Below are 14,905 nucleotides of genomic sequence, written 5' to 3'. Positions count from 1 at the left end.
AGGCCGCAATATGCGGCCTTTGTTGCATAGAAAGGGGACAAATGTGGCAGATTGCGCAAAAGGGCTGTGACCTTTGCCAAGTAAAGCCGCTGGCGAAAGGGGATTGTGCTCACAGTTTGGAAAATTTGGTGATACACTTCGCTGCAGTTGAGCGGTGAACAGTGATCGTCAACTGATTGAATCACAATTATAAAAAACTGGTGCCATAGCAGCAGAGGGAATAAGCAACATGGCTAACAAAGATACTGTCCCTTCCGTCCTTTTAGAAAACGTGGTTGGTCTCATCCACAGTAACCTAGCAAAAGAGGAAGCCATCCTCGTCGAACGGTTTGCCCACACACTTTACGGTACACTCTCAAGAGATGATTTAAACGCCCGCACCGACAGCGATCTTTACGGCGCCATCATCAGCTTATGGAATAGCCTGAACCGCAATCAGGCCAATGCGTCCTTCAGTCGAGTGTTTAATCCGGTACAAAGTACCCATGGTTGGCAATCCATCCACACCGTGGTTGAGATGGTTCAACCCGACATGCCGTTTTTGGTGGACTCCATCACCATGGCGTTTAACCGACTTGGCGTCACCTCGCACCTGCTGATTCACGTGCCTCTGGGCATTCGTCGTGATGAGCAGGGCAGAGTGGTTGAGCTTCGCTCGCTGTCAGACGCCAAAGCCGACGATGAGCGTATCGCCGTGTTCTATATGGAGGTAGACAACCTCACCAGTAACGACGAGATTGGCCAGATTGAATCCGAGATCGCCTCGGTCGTTGAAGACGTAAAGGCGTCTGTGGATGACTGGGAGCCAATGCGCGACAAATTGGCGGACACCGTTGCTTCCATGCGTAAAAAGCACAAGTCCGGTTTGCAAAAGGAAGCCACCGAATTTGTCGATTATCTGCTGGACCACCACTTCACCTTGCTTGGTTATCGCCGCTACGACCTGAAAACCGTCGCTGGCGACATCGAACTGGTTCCTCAAATGGACACCAGTTTAGGGATGATGCGTTCCAACTCTGATGCCAAACACCTGATGCTGTCCGAACTGCCGGAAGCCGCTCGCAAAGAAGCCCTTAATGGCTACCCATTGGTGTTGACCAAAACCAATACCAAAAGCCGAGTTCACCGCCCAGCATACATCGACTACGTCGGCGTGAAGCGCTTTGACGCCAAAGGCAAGGTGATTGGCGAAGACCGCTTTATCGGTTTGTACGCCTCCAACGTGTATAACCGCAGCCCGAAAGAGATTCCGCTGCTGGCTGGTAAGCTTGACCGCATCATGGAGCAGTCCAAGCTGGCGCCACGCTCCCATGATTACAAAGCCCTGATGAACGTACTGGAGACTTACCCTCGGGATGAGCTGATTCAAGCCACCGAAGCGGAGCTTCTGGAGATTGGTCAGGGCATCTTGCAGATGCAAGATCGAGATAAAGTACGTTTATTCCTACGTAAGGACCTGTTTGGTCGCTTTATTTCAGCCATGGTGTATGTGTCGAAAGACCGATATAACACCCAGCTTCGCATCAATACCCAGAAGCTGTTGGCCAACTATTTCAATACCCAGATCGACGTGGAATTCACCACCTACTTCTCTGAATCGACTCTGGCGCGTACCCATTATCTGGTGAAGGTAGATAACAATAATATGGACATTGACGTAACCGAATTGGAAAACAATTTGGTGGAGTTGGCTCGCTCCTGGGAAGACAAGGTGGATTACGCCCTGCGTAAAACCTTTGGTCAGGCCAAGGGCAAGTCAATTGCCAACAATTACCTGCCAGGGTTCCCGCGCAGTTACAAAGAGGACGTGTTGCCATCGGCGGCGGTAGTTGACGTTGAGAAGCTGGCAAAACTGTCAGACAGCAAACTGCTGGACATGCTGTTCTATCAGCCCCAAGAGGTGGCGCTGGACTCCAATCAGGTTCGCCTGAAACTGTTCCACAAAGATGAGCCAATTCATCTGTCTGACGTGTTGCCCATGTTGGAAAACTTTGGTCTGCGCGTGATTGGTGAGCGTCCATATCGCATCACCACCACCGATGGTCAAACCTACTGGGTGCTGGATTTCCATATGACGCTGGCCACTGCCTCGGAACTGGACATCAACGCCTCCCAAGGTCGATTCCAAGATGCCTTTGCCAAAGTTTGGCAGGGCGAGTTGGAAGACGATGGCTTTAACCGCTTAATCTTAAGCGCTGGCCTGACCGGCCGTGAAGCCAGCATCCTGCGCTCCTACGCCAAGTACATGCGCCAAATCGACGGAACCTTCTCTCAAAGCTACGTCGAAGAGACCCTGGGTAACTATCCTCACATCGCCACCTTGTTGGTGAAGATGTTCGATAAGAAGTTCAACCCAAGTTCTAAAGCCAAGCGCGACCTCACTAAGCTCATCGAGCAAGCCAATGATCTATTGGAAGAGGTGAGTAACCTGGATGACGATCGTATCATCCGTCGCTACATCGAGTTGATGCAGGCCACCTGTCGTACCAACTTCTACCAGCTGGACAATGAGGGACAGGACAAGAGCTACGTGTCCTTTAAGTTCTCCCCTGCAGACATCCCAGAGATGCCGCTGCCGCTGCCGAAGTTTGAGATTTTCGTCTACTCACCTCGCGTAGAAGGGGTTCACCTTCGCGGTGCTAAAGTTGCGCGCGGCGGGCTGCGCTGGTCAGACCGACGCGAGGATTTTCGTACCGAAGTGCTGGGCCTAGTAAAAGCTCAGCAGGTGAAGAACACCGTAATTGTGCCATCCGGTGCCAAGGGCGGCTTCGTGTGTAAGAACCTTCCTGCAGATCGTGAAGGGATGCTGGCGGAAGGCAAAGCCTGTTACCAAATTTTCATCAGCGCGCTGCTGGACATCACCGACAACATCGTTGCCGGAACATTGACCCCGCCACAGCAGGTGGTTCGTCACGATGAAGATGACCCATACCTTGTGGTTGCGGCGGACAAAGGCACCGCCACGTTCTCCGATATTGCCAACGCCATCTCTGAGGACTATCAGTTCTGGTTAGGCGATGCTTTCGCATCAGGCGGACAATACGGCTACGACCATAAGAAGATGGGCATTACCGCTCGCGGTGCGTGGGAGTCGGTGAAACGTCACTTCCATGAACTAGGCACCGACTGCCAGACCACCGACTTTACCTGTTTGGGCATTGGCGACATGGCTGGGGACGTATTTGGTAACGGCATGCTGCTGTCTAAACACATTCGTTTGCAAGCTGCCTTTAACCACATGCACATCTTTATCGACCCGGATCCAGATTCTGCTCGCAGCTACCAAGAGCGTGAGCGTCTGTTCGCCTTGCCGCGTTCAAGTTGGGAAGATTATGATGCCAAATTGATCTCAGCAGGCGGTGGCGTATTTAACCGCAGCGCTAAGTCCATTAAGTTGACGCCGCAGATCAAAAAGATGATCGGCAGCAACAAAAACCAGATGGCTCCCAATGAGCTGATTCGCTACCTGCTTAAGATGGAAGTGGATCTGGTTTGGAACGGCGGCATCGGCACCTATGTGAAAGCCAGCAGCGAAACCAACCTTGATGTCGGCGATCGTGCTAACGACGTACTGCGCATCGATGGCCATGAACTTCGCGCCAAAGTGGTTGGCGAGGGCGGTAACTTGGGCCTGACGCAGCTTGGCCGAATCGAATACGCCAAGCAGGGCGGACGCATCAACACCGACTTTGTCGACAACGTCGGTGGCGTTGATTGCTCTGATAACGAAGTGAACATTAAGATTTTGCTCAACCAATTGGTGGCTGAGGGCGATCTGACGGTGAAGCAGCGTAACTTGCTGCTAGAAGAGATGACCGACGAAGTGGCGGAGATTGTGCTCCAGGATTGTCGCGATCAGGCTCAGAGCATCTCCGTGACTCAGATTGAAGGGGCATCGCAGCTAAAAGAGCAGATCCGCTTCATTCAGCACCTAGAGAAGATCGATAAGCTTGACCGCGCCCTTGAGTTTCTGCCTAACGAAGATGAACTCAATGAGCGTTTGGCCGCTGGCGTTGGGCTTACTCGCCCTGAGCTGTCGGTGTTGGTTGCGTACGCCAAGATGGTGCTTAAAGAGCAGCTGGTGTCACCGGAGATCACTGAGAATGAGTTCTTGGCCAAACGCCTGACGAACTACTTCCCACAGGAGCTGCAGAAGCGTTACGCCACTCAGATGTCTGCTCACCCACTGCGGGGCGAGATCATCGCCACCGATCTGGCGAATGACATCATCAACGACATGGGCCTTAACTTCATCCAGCGTATGCAAGATGAGACCGGTGCCGCAGTTGAAGAGGTGGCTATCTGTTACACTGTTGCCTGTCAGGTGTTTGATTCAAAAGCGTTAAGCAAAGAGATCACTCAGTTGAGCGCCAGCGCCGCGGTGCAAAGTGACCTGTTGTCGCAACTGCGCCGTTCGCTACGCCGGGTAACCCGTTGGTTCCTGCGCCACCGCAACCGTTCCTTGTCCATTGAGCAAACCACCGCATTCTACAAAGATGTGGTCAAAGAGCTGGACGCGAACATCGATCAGCTTCTGGTTGAGGACGAAATTGTCGCCTTGGCTAAAGTGGCGGAAAGCTTGCAAGAACAACAGGTTTCACCGACAATCGCTCGCAGAATGTCCCATCTGAGCACCTTGTTCTCCGCATTGGACATTGCTGAGATCGCCAAGGCCGAGGAGAAGCCAGTGTCACTGGTTGCCGAAACCTACTTTAAACTGGGTGCCGGCATAGAGCTGCACTGGTTCCTAGACCAAATTGGTCAGCAGCCGGTGTTAAACCACTGGCAAGCATTGGCGCGAGCTGCCTTCCGTGAAGATCTGGATTGGCAGCAACGCTTACTGACATCCGTTGTGCTGAAAAACTGCGTAGGTAGTTGCGATGCGGACAGCATCATCAATACCTGGGTAGAAGAGAACCAACAAACCCTAGACCGTTGGCTGCACATGATGGCGGAGTTCCACAGCTCCAAGAACCACGAGTTCGCTAAGTTCTCAGTGGCGCTTCGAGAGTTGAACCTGCTGATAATGCGCTGCGACAGCTAAGGATAATAATTACAAATAAAGCCCCGTTTCAGACGGGGCTTTTTTAAGATAGGAGCTTACCCTTGTTCTACAAAATCGCCCAAAAATTCCTATTCCAAACCAGTCCTGAGTTCGCCCACAACTTTGCCATGACCTCATTCCGCTATACGGCCAATACGCCGTTTTCCTGCCTGTATAGCCAGAATGTGCCAGCGGCACCCATCGAATGCATGGGGTTAACCTTTCCGAATCCGGTCGGCCTTGCCGCCGGTATGGATAAAGATGCCGAAAGCATCGATGCCTTCGTCGCCATGGGCTTTGGCCATATTGAAGTAGGCACCGTAACGCCAAAGGCGCAGCCTGGTAACGACAAGCCGAGAGCATTTCGCCTGAAACCTGCGCGTGCCATTATTAATCGTATGGGATTTAATAATGGCGGCGTGGATGCCATGGTTCGTAATATTAAGGCCAGTAATCGTGGCAATGCCATTATTGGGGTCAATATTGGTAAAAACAAAACCACGCCATTAGAAGAGGGTAAGAACGACTACCTTTTCTGTATGGATAAAGTTTATGAGGTTGCCGATTATATTGCTGTGAATATCTCTTCTCCAAATACCCCAGGATTGCGAAGCCTGCAATATGGAGAAATGCTTGATGATCTCTTAAGCAGTTTGAAAGAGCGTCAAGGGCAACTGGCAAAAGAGCAGGGCCGTTATGTTCCCATTGCATTAAAGATCGCACCGGATCTTTCCAATGAGGAATTAAAACAGATCTGTGATGCTCTTATTACTCATCAATTTGATGGCGTAATTGCAACCAACACAACGCTGGAGCGAGACGCGGTTAAGCATCTGCCTGAGCACGTTGAAGCTGGCGGTCTTAGCGGCGCACCCCTGACACAGCGCGCGACCGAAGTGATTAAGCTCACCGCAGAATACCTTGATGGTAAATTGCCAATCATCGGTGTGGGCGGTATTGATAGCGGCAAAGATGGCATGGATAAGATCGATGCTGGTGCAAAACTGGTTCAGATCTATACCGGGTTTATCTATAACGGCCCACAATTGATCAAAGACATTACTGAAGATTATCTAAAACGAAAATAAGATCGTTTTATTTAACGGATAAAAACAGGCTGCCAAAAACAGCCTGTTTTTTGATCATAAATTATAAAAAAGCGATCGGCGATCGTTTCTCTGATCAAAATATGATCGATCCGAATTTAAATGATGTTTAAAAAATAGTAAGATAAAAACTTGCACTTTTTTATTTAAATAGATTAGTATAATTTTCATCCTCCTTGTTAGAGTATCAATCATGTTGCTTATGCCTTGCTCAAATTGGCGTTGGTTTTTTGAACCGCAACACTCCCGTCTAGCAATAGACTTGGGAGAGATGATGTTTCTAACCCCCTACGGTGAAGACTGCTTAATTCCTGACGCATTGCAAACCATGCAGTTTGGCACCTGCCACGCTGATTTTTACAATGACGTGATTCGTGAATTATCCGCCAATCTCAATCTGACCGAGCCACAAATGGTTCAGGTTGCATTGAACGCCACGGCCAAAGCGTTTTTTACCTTGCCTACCATGCCAAAGAGTTGGCATTTTCAAGTGAGCCAATCCATCGTCTTTAGCCGTAAAGGCAAATTGTGCCAGTTGGTTAACAATCAAGGCGAATCGGGCCTCGTGTTGGTGGTGGAAGCCGATCAGGATGCTTCGGTGGTGATGCTGCTGTCGCAAAATTTGGCGCTATCGGAATATAAACAACTTGAGTGCTTTCAGACCATTAAGGTGATGAACGATCGCCTGTCTCCATTGCCAGCGGCTGCGTCACATCGCATTTCTGCCGCTTAACTGCTGTTAATTCCACCACTCGTCTCACAATTGCCAAGGCTTAGGTAACCAAAGCGCGGTATAATAGGCGTTTTAGTCTATTGATCGGAATGCCATGAAGCGCTTTTACGCCGCCGTCCCTAAGGGCCTTGAATACCTTCTCGTGGATGAACTCAACCAACTCGGTGCCGAACAGGTACACGAGGGGCTCGCCGTGGTCCATTTCCACGCGGATCTCGCCACCGCTTACCGTATTTGTCTGTGGTCTCGATTGGCCAGCCGCGTGGTGATGGTGATTGACGAGGTGGAAGCGGAATCCGCTGAGCAGATGTACGACAACGTCAAAGAGATCCATTGGCCAAGTATCTTCTCCAGCATACGTGGTTTCATGGTCGACTTTCATGGCACCAACCGCGCCATCCGCAACAGTCAGTTTGGTGCGCTAAAGCTGAAAGACGCCGTGGTGGATTGTTTCATGGAAGATACCGGTCAGCGCCCAGGCATTACCAAGGTCGATCCGGACATTAAGATTGATGCGGTATTAAAAGGTGGCAAGCTGTCTTTGGGCTTGAATTTCTCCGGTGCGCCTTTGCACCAGCGGGGCTATCGAACCGACCATGGCCAAGCGCCGGTCCGTGAAAACTTAGCTGCCGCCATGCTGATTCGTAGCGGCTGGGTCAAGCAGATGGACAAGCCACTGATGGACCCATTCTGCGGCTCAGGCACGTTGATTGTGGAAGCGGCCATGATGGCTGCCGACCGAGCGCCAGGGCTGCTACGAGAGCATTGGGGCTTTTATGGCTGGAAGGGTCACAACGAAGCGATGTGGGACGAAGCCAAAAACGAGGCTTCCCTGCGTGGCAGCCGCGGCGTAAAGGCGTGCCAAACCCAATTCTTCGGTTCGGATCTGGATCAAAAAGTAGTGGGCATCGCAAAACAAAATGCCCAGCGCGCCGGCATTGGCGATCTGGTCACCCTGTCTCATTCTAACGCCCTTGATGTGACTCCCAAAACCGAACAACCAGGATTTATTGTAACCAACCCGCCTTATGGTGAGCGTATTGGTAACTTATCGGGCCTTATTGGTTTGTATTCGGATCTGGGGCAGCATTTCCGTCGCCACTTCGGCGATTGGCAACTGAGCTTACTGTGCAGCGAAGCGATGCTGTTCAGCGCGCTTAAGATGCGCCCAAGTAAAGAGTACAAGCTGTTTAACTCCAACTTGGAAGTGAAACTGGCCAATTACGCCATTCGCGCTCGCAGTGAGGCGGATCTTGAAGCTCAAGAGCAGCAGCAAGGCCCTCGTGGCGGCGAAGATTTTGGAAATCGCCTCAAGAAGAATCTCAAGGTTCGTAAAAAATGGCTGAAAAGCCAAGATATCGACTGCTATCGCCTTTATGATGCCGATCTGCCGGAATACAACGTCGCGGTGGATTGCTATCAAGATTGGGTCGTGGTTCACGAGTATGCGCCACCGAAAACCATCGATGAAGCCAAGGCCAAACAGCGTTTGGTGGACATCATGTGGCAGATTCCTCAAGTTCTAGACGTTCACTCCGACAAAATTGTGCTAAAGACGCGCCAGCGTCAGAAGGGCAAAGCCCAGTACCAAAAACAGCGCAAGCGCGCGATTGAGCTGGAAGTGAATGAATATGGTGCGCGTTTCCTGGTTAACCTCACTGAGTACTTAGATACCGGCTTATTCCTGGATCACCGCTTGGCTCGAAAACAGATTCAAGCGTCCACTCAAGGTAAAGATTTTCTAAATCTGTTTGCCTACACCGGTTCCGCTTCTGTGCACGCCGCCGTTGGCGGGGCTCGTTCAACCACCACCGTTGATATGTCCAACACCTATCTAAATTGGGCCGAACATAACTTTGAGCTAAACGGCATTAAGGGTCGTCAGCACCAGTTTATTCAAGCGGATTGCTTGCAGTGGTTAGAGCGTTGTAATCGTCAGTACGACTTTATCTTTATCGATCCGCCGACGTTCTCAAACTCGAAACGAATGCACACCACGTTCGATATTCAGCGCGATCATTTATCCTTGATGGAAGACCTCAAGCGAATTCTTCGTCCGGGTGGTACAATCTTGTTTTCTAACAATAAACGTAACTTCAAGATGGACATTGACGGGCTCACACAACTGGGATTGAAAGCGAAAAACATCAGCGACAAAACCATGTCTATGGACTTTGCAAGAAACAAGCAGATCCACAATGCCTGGTTGGTTGAGCATGCCTAATTTAACTCTGTATCACACCTCAGGTTGTCATCTGTGTGAGCAAGCCTTTGAGCTCACACAACAACTTGGTATCCAAGTTACCTTGATGGACATCGTTGAATCACAGCGGTTAATTGATGCCTATGGCGTCCGGATTCCAGTGATTCAACGTGCCGATGGTGAAGAGTTAGGTTGGCCATTTGATGCCGAATCGCTACAACAATTTATAAATGCGTAAGTTATGAGCTTAATTCGAATTAATCAGGGCCAGTTGGCCTTTGGGCACACACCGTTACTGGATAAGGCCGACTTTATCTTAGAAAAAAACGAACGTGTGTGTTTGGTTGGGCGCAACGGCGCCGGTAAATCCAGTTTATTGAAAGTGTTAGCGTCGATGCAGGATATGGACGATGGCACCATGACCATCGATTCTGGCATCAAGATCGCCTATCTGCCCCAAGATCCGCCTCGGGCGCAAGAGGGCAGCGTCTATCACTACGTGGCCAAGGGCCTTGCGGAAGTGGGAGAGCTGCTTGAGCGTTATCAAAGCTTGAGTATTCAAGTGGCGGAAACCCCCTCCGAGTCACTGCTTAACCAACTGCACCGAGTGCAGGAACAGATGGAACAGCAGGGAGCGTGGAGCGCAGAGCAGACCATCACCCACACCTTGAGCCGGTTGCAGCTCAATGGCGACACGCCAATGGCTTCTCTCTCTGGAGGTTGGCAGCGCCGAGCGGCTTTGGCCAGAGCCTTAGTTCGTCTCCCTGACGTATTGCTGCTTGATGAGCCTACTAACCATCTCGACATCGATGCCATTGAATGGCTTGAGGAGATGCTAAAAGGCTTCGCCGGCAGCATTGTGTTTGTCAGTCATGACCGTGGTTTTATTCGCCGCACCGCCACCCGCATCGTGGATCTTGATCGGGGACAGCTAGCGAGTTTCCCTGGAGACTACGCCAACTATCTGGTGGCCAAAGAGGAGATGCTTCGGGTTGAAGAGGAGCAGGCGGCAGAGTTTGACCGCAAACTGGCCATAGAAGAGACCTGGATTCGTCAGGGGATCAAGGCTCGTCGAACCCGTAATGAAGGGCGGGTTCGCGCATTAAAAGCGATGCGTCAACAACGTAAAGAGCGCCTGTCTCGTCAGGGTAATGCCAATATGTCGATGGAGCAGGGTGAACGTTCCGGCAAGTTGGTCTTCGACATTAAGAACCTGGCCTTTTCTTGGAAAGATAAGCCGATTGTCTCTGATATGGAGCGCTTGGTTGCTCGCGGCGATCGCATCGCTCTCATTGGGCCCAACGGCTGTGGTAAGTCGACTCTGATTAAGCTTCTGCTTGGGGATATTGAGCCTCAACAGGGTGAAGTAAAGCGGGGCACTAAGCTTGAGGTGGCGTATTTTGATCAGCACCGCAGCGATCTAGACCTGACGAAATCGGTTCAGGATAACGTGGCCGATGGTAAGCAGACGGTCATGGTCAACGGCCGTGATCGACACGTTCTTGGTTACCTGCAAGACTTCCTGTTTGCCCCAGCACGGGCTCGAAGCCCAGTAAGTTCACTTTCCGGAGGTGAACGAAATCGACTGCTTTTGGCCAAACTCTTCCTAAAACCGGCAAATTTGTTGGTTATGGATGAACCTACCAACGATCTGGATGTCGAAACCCTCGAACTGCTTGAGGCCAAATTGGCCGAATACCAAGGCACCTTGTTGCTGGTTTCTCACGACCGTGAGTTTATCGACAACACCGTGACCAGTACTTGGTGGTTCGGCGGTAAGGGTCTGTGGCATGAGTATGTCGGCGGCTATACCGATGCTCAGCATCTGGGGGCCAAGTTCTTCTCAGAATCTCAGCTCAAAACAGAGAATGAGGTTGAACAAGCTCCCAAGCCAAAGAGTGACAATGAATCGAAAAAGTCGGCAGCTAAACCAAAAAAGCTGTCCTACAAATTACAACGTGAACTCGATGAACTTCCTGCTAAGATGGAGTCTTTAGAGACACAAATCGCCGCTTTCCAAGAGCAGATAGCGGAACCCAGTTTTTTTGATCAGGATCCAAATAAGAGCAACGCAATACTGGCACAACTTGCGCAATGCGAAGCCGATTTGGAACAGTGTTTTGATCGCTGGGAAGAGTTAGAAACAATGCAAAATTCAGGCTAAGGGGAACGAATGAGCCACAAGATGTTTAATTACAAAAAATCCACCATGGCTCTGGCGCTGTTAGCGGCGTTTCATGGTCAAGCGGCGGAAAAGCAATGGACAGCTTATGAGATCGTTAACATCGACGACATGTATTCCGTTGCCAACAGCCAACTGCCATTGACTCGAAATGGCTACGGTGGCGACATCAACAATCAAGAAGCGGTCATTGGCATCGCCCAAGGTCGAAACAATACCAACACCAGTGATGACGACGACAACAGTGGCCTGATTGGTGAAGTAGACGATGCCATTTTTCCTGAAGTCACGGCACTGACTCCAAATGTGACCCGTCCGTTCCAAGGCAACAACTTTGGTTTTGAGCTAGAAGAATCTGATGCGTGGAAGGCTATTCATAATGCGATCGCCGGCCAAGTTGCGCCTAATGATGAAGATGCCTCTGCTACCAAAGATGTGTTTTACTTTGGCCTTCATGCAGACAAAGACATCCGAGTTGGCCGCGTTTCGGGTACGCAAACTAAGGTTGCCGATCCAACCCCATCGGAAGATGATGACGATCCAAACTTCTACTACCGCGATTTTGAAGCTCGCGGTTTTGTTAAAGCCGGAAGTAACGACGAGTTTTTATTAGCGCCTTCTGATGATACCGCGTTCTACACCTCAGAGGTTGAAGGGGCAACTCAGGTTGAAGTGGGTGGATTCTCCGTGGCATCGGCAATTGCTACCAGTTCAGACAATGGTAGCGAACGAGTGGTTGGCTATGTCAGCACGGAACTGTCTAAAAACAGTAAAGACAACATCGATAGCTGCTGGAATAGCTTCAACGATGCGGAAACTCCAGACCCCATTGAAGTCTGTATTCAAAACCTTCAAAACGGCAGCTCCATCAATTATCAGCTTCGTCCTGCGGTATGGACGGTGGATACCACATCCAGCACCGCCACCTTGGATAAGACGCTAGCACTTCCTTTTACCCCTGACGATGATGACAGCAATATCTATTCGGCGTTGGGCTTGGGCATCAACAGCCAAGGCGTCGTAATTGGTGAGTCGAACCAGCGTAATAACGACAACAACTTGATGTCCTATACATGGGCTCAAGTTTGGATGCCTGATGGCACCATCATCAGCCCTACCGATTTAGATTTTGATGGTCTTCGTGGCTCTACCGCGACCGCTATCAATGATAACGGCATCGCCGTGGGCAGTGTTGCTCGCTACATTGGTGGCTATCAGCGTACTAAGTTCTGGACCTACGACGTAAACAGTGGTGAGAAGTACTTCACCGAGCCTCGTGACTTCAATGCTGGCAACGAAACCGATCTTGCCAGTATCGCAAAAGACATTAACGATGCTGGTTTAGTGGTCGGTAATATTGAAGTTGATGTCCAGAAGCAATTACCCCGTCGTCGTAACGCCTTTGTGTATGACTACAGTGCTGACAAAGCCGGGGACACGGGCGCCTTTACTAACCTAAACGAGTTGTTGACCTGTGAGTCTCGTGGCTATCAGCAAGACGACAATGGCGGGTTTGATAGTAATGGCCAGAAGTGGTCTAAGTTTAAGATCACCGACAACGATACCTTTGCCCAGCCTATCACTTACGAAGCGGATTTCGTGGTGGTAGAAGCCAACAGCATCAATGACAATGGCGAAATCGTGGGAACGGCGTTGGTTGAGCTTCCTCGTGTGTTGGTCGACAGTAGCGGTAAAGTGGTGACCGAAGAGGTGACGGATCCAAATACCGGTGAAACAGTCACTAAAGTGGTTATTGAAACGGACGCCACCGGCAAGCCAATTACGGATCAGCTGCCGCGACCCGTTGTGCTTCGCCCAAGCAGCGATGGCCAGAGTTGTCAGATTCCACTTGATAACGACACCAGCACTCAGGAGCCGAATGAACGTAGCGGCGCGTCTTTGCCATTGTGGCTGATGGCTCTGTTACCAGTCGCTTGGTTACGCCGCCGTCGTAAGTAAGTGACAGTTTTAAACATGAAGGGAGCTTAGGCTCCCTTTTTTTATCCAAAATAGTTTCTGCTTTCTCAATAATTTAATAAATTTTCCATCGGAATGTCTTAATTGCCCCTTGAATGCGATCGAAAAATCGCCAATAGTGAGGGTGAAGCCGTTGCTTCCTCAACCTGTACACACGAAAAAAGAAGGATGAGCGTTACATGAAAAGACAAAAGCGAGATCGTTTAGAAAGGGCACAATCGCGAGGATTTCAAGCAGGTTTATCGGGTCGTTCAAAGGAACATTGTCCCTATCAGTCTGTCGACGCCAAAATGCGCTGGCTAGGAGGATGGCGTGACGCCATCGATGGCAGAGTAACCGGACTTTTTAACAAGTAATCAGGATGAGCCTCCGCTAGGGGGCTCACTAGTTTTAAAATACATTTGCGCCTTATAGGCACCAATCATCATCTCTCCATTGTTAGGCCGCATCGACTGTGCATGGGCCTAGTACCAGATTAGGTTTCTCTTTTCTATAAGCCGACTGGCAATACTAATACGTTAACTTTCAACACTTTTATGGTGAGATTATCCGGCTAATAGGTATACTCGAGTTTATACTCAGTCCCATAGGCAAGGAGATGCCATGTCTTCGCAAAACATCTATCAATTCTCGGCCGTAGCAAATAACCAACAAGAGACGTCGTTTGAGGAATTTAGCGGCAAAGTGCTGTTGGTGGTCAACACCGCCAGTGCGTGTGGTTTCACCCCGCAATATCAAGGTTTGGAGAAACTGCAGCAGCAGTTCGGTGAACAGGGTTTTACCGTATTGGCATTTCCGTGCAATCAGTTTGGCAAGCAGGAATCGGGCAGTGATGAGGAGATCAAAGGCTTTTGCGATTTGAACTTCAACATCAGCTTTCCTCTGTTTGCGAAAATTGATGTGAATGGTCGGGAAGAGCACCCGTTGTACGCGTGGCTTAAGCAGCAAAAGCCAGGTATTTTGGGAAGGAACATTAAGTGGAACTTCACTAAGTTCCTGGTCGACAAACAAGGCCAGGTTGTAAAGCGCTATGCGCCTACAACCAAGCCTGAACAGATTGTCGATGACATTAAAAAGCTACTTTAAAAGTGGCTGGTGTCTTGGAAGACGCCCACTTTTAGATCGGTCGCTTGGTAGATCAAGCGGCCATCAACAAAGAGATCCGCATCGGCCATGCCCATCACCAACTTACGGTTGATAACACGTTTTAGGTGAATGTGGTAAGTGACTTTTTTCGCCGTAGGCAACACTTGACCGGTAAACTTCACTTCACCAACGCCCAGTGCGCGACCTTTTCCTTTGGCGCCTTGCCATGCAAGGAAGAAACCCACCAACTGCCACATGGCATCCAAACCCAAACACCCAGGCATAACAGGGTCGGTCTCGAAGTGACAATCGAAAAACCAAAGGCTCGGATCGATGTCCAGCTCGGCAATGATTTCCCCTTTATCAAATCGACCGCCTTGATCGCTGATGCGGGCAATACGGTCCAGCATCAACATGTTGTCTTTAGGTAGGCGAGGGGATTCTTGAGTAAATAGGGCACCGTGGCCACTGGCGATCAGTTGCTCTTTAGAAAACTGGTCACATTGTTCTTCGGTGGCCACTAGTTGTGTCGCGGTAGCTGGCATAATCTGACATCCTTAAAAAATCTGATGCC

At 50.2% G+C, this 14,905-nt stretch carries 10 protein-coding genes; 9 read left to right on the top strand and 1 reads right to left on the bottom strand.

Going from position 1 to position 14,905, the window contains the following annotated elements; genetic code table 11:
* Positions 1–229 precede the first annotated feature (229 nt).
* From FCL42_RS04180 to FCL42_RS04140, 9 genes are all read left to right on the top strand, one after another.
* Positions 230–5,044: an NAD-glutamate dehydrogenase gene (locus FCL42_RS04180; RefSeq protein ID WP_136862124.1), complete on the top strand. Its 4,815-nt coding sequence runs from the start codon at positions 230–232 to the stop codon at positions 5,042–5,044.
* 62 nt (positions 5,045–5,106) lie between these two features.
* Positions 5,107–6,132, top strand: coding sequence for a quinone-dependent dihydroorotate dehydrogenase (gene pyrD / locus FCL42_RS04175; protein ID WP_136862123.1), 1,026 nt, complete (start codon positions 5,107–5,109; stop codon positions 6,130–6,132).
* Between the two features lie 211 nt (positions 6,133–6,343).
* Positions 6,344–6,883, top strand: coding sequence for a cell division protein ZapC domain-containing protein (locus FCL42_RS04170; protein ID WP_136862122.1), 540 nt, complete (start codon positions 6,344–6,346; stop codon positions 6,881–6,883).
* Positions 6,884–6,977: 94 nt separating this feature from the next.
* The gene (gene rlmKL / locus FCL42_RS04165) at positions 6,978–9,107 is read left to right on the top strand and encodes a bifunctional 23S rRNA (guanine(2069)-N(7))-methyltransferase RlmK/23S rRNA (guanine(2445)-N(2))-methyltransferase RlmL (protein WP_136862121.1); all 2,130 of its coding nucleotides are present in this window, start codon (positions 6,978–6,980) and stop codon (positions 9,105–9,107) included.
* Positions 9,100–9,324, top strand: a complete 225-nt coding sequence (locus FCL42_RS04160; protein WP_136862120.1) for a glutaredoxin family protein — start codon at positions 9,100–9,102, stop codon at positions 9,322–9,324. The genes rlmKL and FCL42_RS04160 overlap by 8 nt, the downstream gene beginning before the upstream one ends.
* A gap of 3 nt (positions 9,325–9,327) precedes the next feature.
* Entirely contained in the window at positions 9,328–11,250 is a 1,923-nt protein-coding gene (uup, locus tag FCL42_RS04155) for an ATP-binding cassette ATPase Uup (protein ID WP_136862119.1), read from the top strand.
* 21 nt (positions 11,251–11,271) lie between these two features.
* Positions 11,272–13,227: a DUF3466 family protein gene (locus FCL42_RS04150; protein ID WP_169308285.1), complete on the top strand. Its 1,956-nt coding sequence runs from the start codon at positions 11,272–11,274 to the stop codon at positions 13,225–13,227.
* Positions 13,228–13,424: 197 nt separating this feature from the next.
* Positions 13,425–13,601: a ribosome modulation factor gene (rmf, locus tag FCL42_RS04145; RefSeq protein WP_136862117.1), complete on the top strand. Its 177-nt coding sequence runs from the start codon at positions 13,425–13,427 to the stop codon at positions 13,599–13,601.
* Positions 13,602–13,848: 247 nt separating this feature from the next.
* Positions 13,849–14,331, top strand: coding sequence for a glutathione peroxidase (locus FCL42_RS04140; RefSeq protein WP_136862116.1), 483 nt, complete (start codon positions 13,849–13,851; stop codon positions 14,329–14,331).
* Here the strand turns inward: FCL42_RS04140 and fabA are convergent.
* Positions 14,328–14,876 carry a bifunctional 3-hydroxydecanoyl-ACP dehydratase/trans-2-decenoyl-ACP isomerase gene (fabA, locus tag FCL42_RS04135; protein ID WP_136862115.1) on the bottom strand — a complete coding sequence of 183 codons (549 nt, stop codon included), beginning with the start codon at positions 14,874–14,876 and terminating at the stop codon, positions 14,328–14,330. The two genes, FCL42_RS04140 and fabA, sit on opposite strands and share 4 nt — an antisense overlap.
* Between the last annotated feature and the right edge of the window lie 29 nt (positions 14,877–14,905).

This window comes from Ferrimonas aestuarii (genome assembly GCF_005116665.1).
GTDB classification, from domain to species: Bacteria; Pseudomonadota; Gammaproteobacteria; order Enterobacterales; family Shewanellaceae; genus Ferrimonas; species Ferrimonas aestuarii.
Note: the sequence above shows the minus strand (reverse complement) of the source record. Positions and strands in the feature narration are given on the sequence as shown.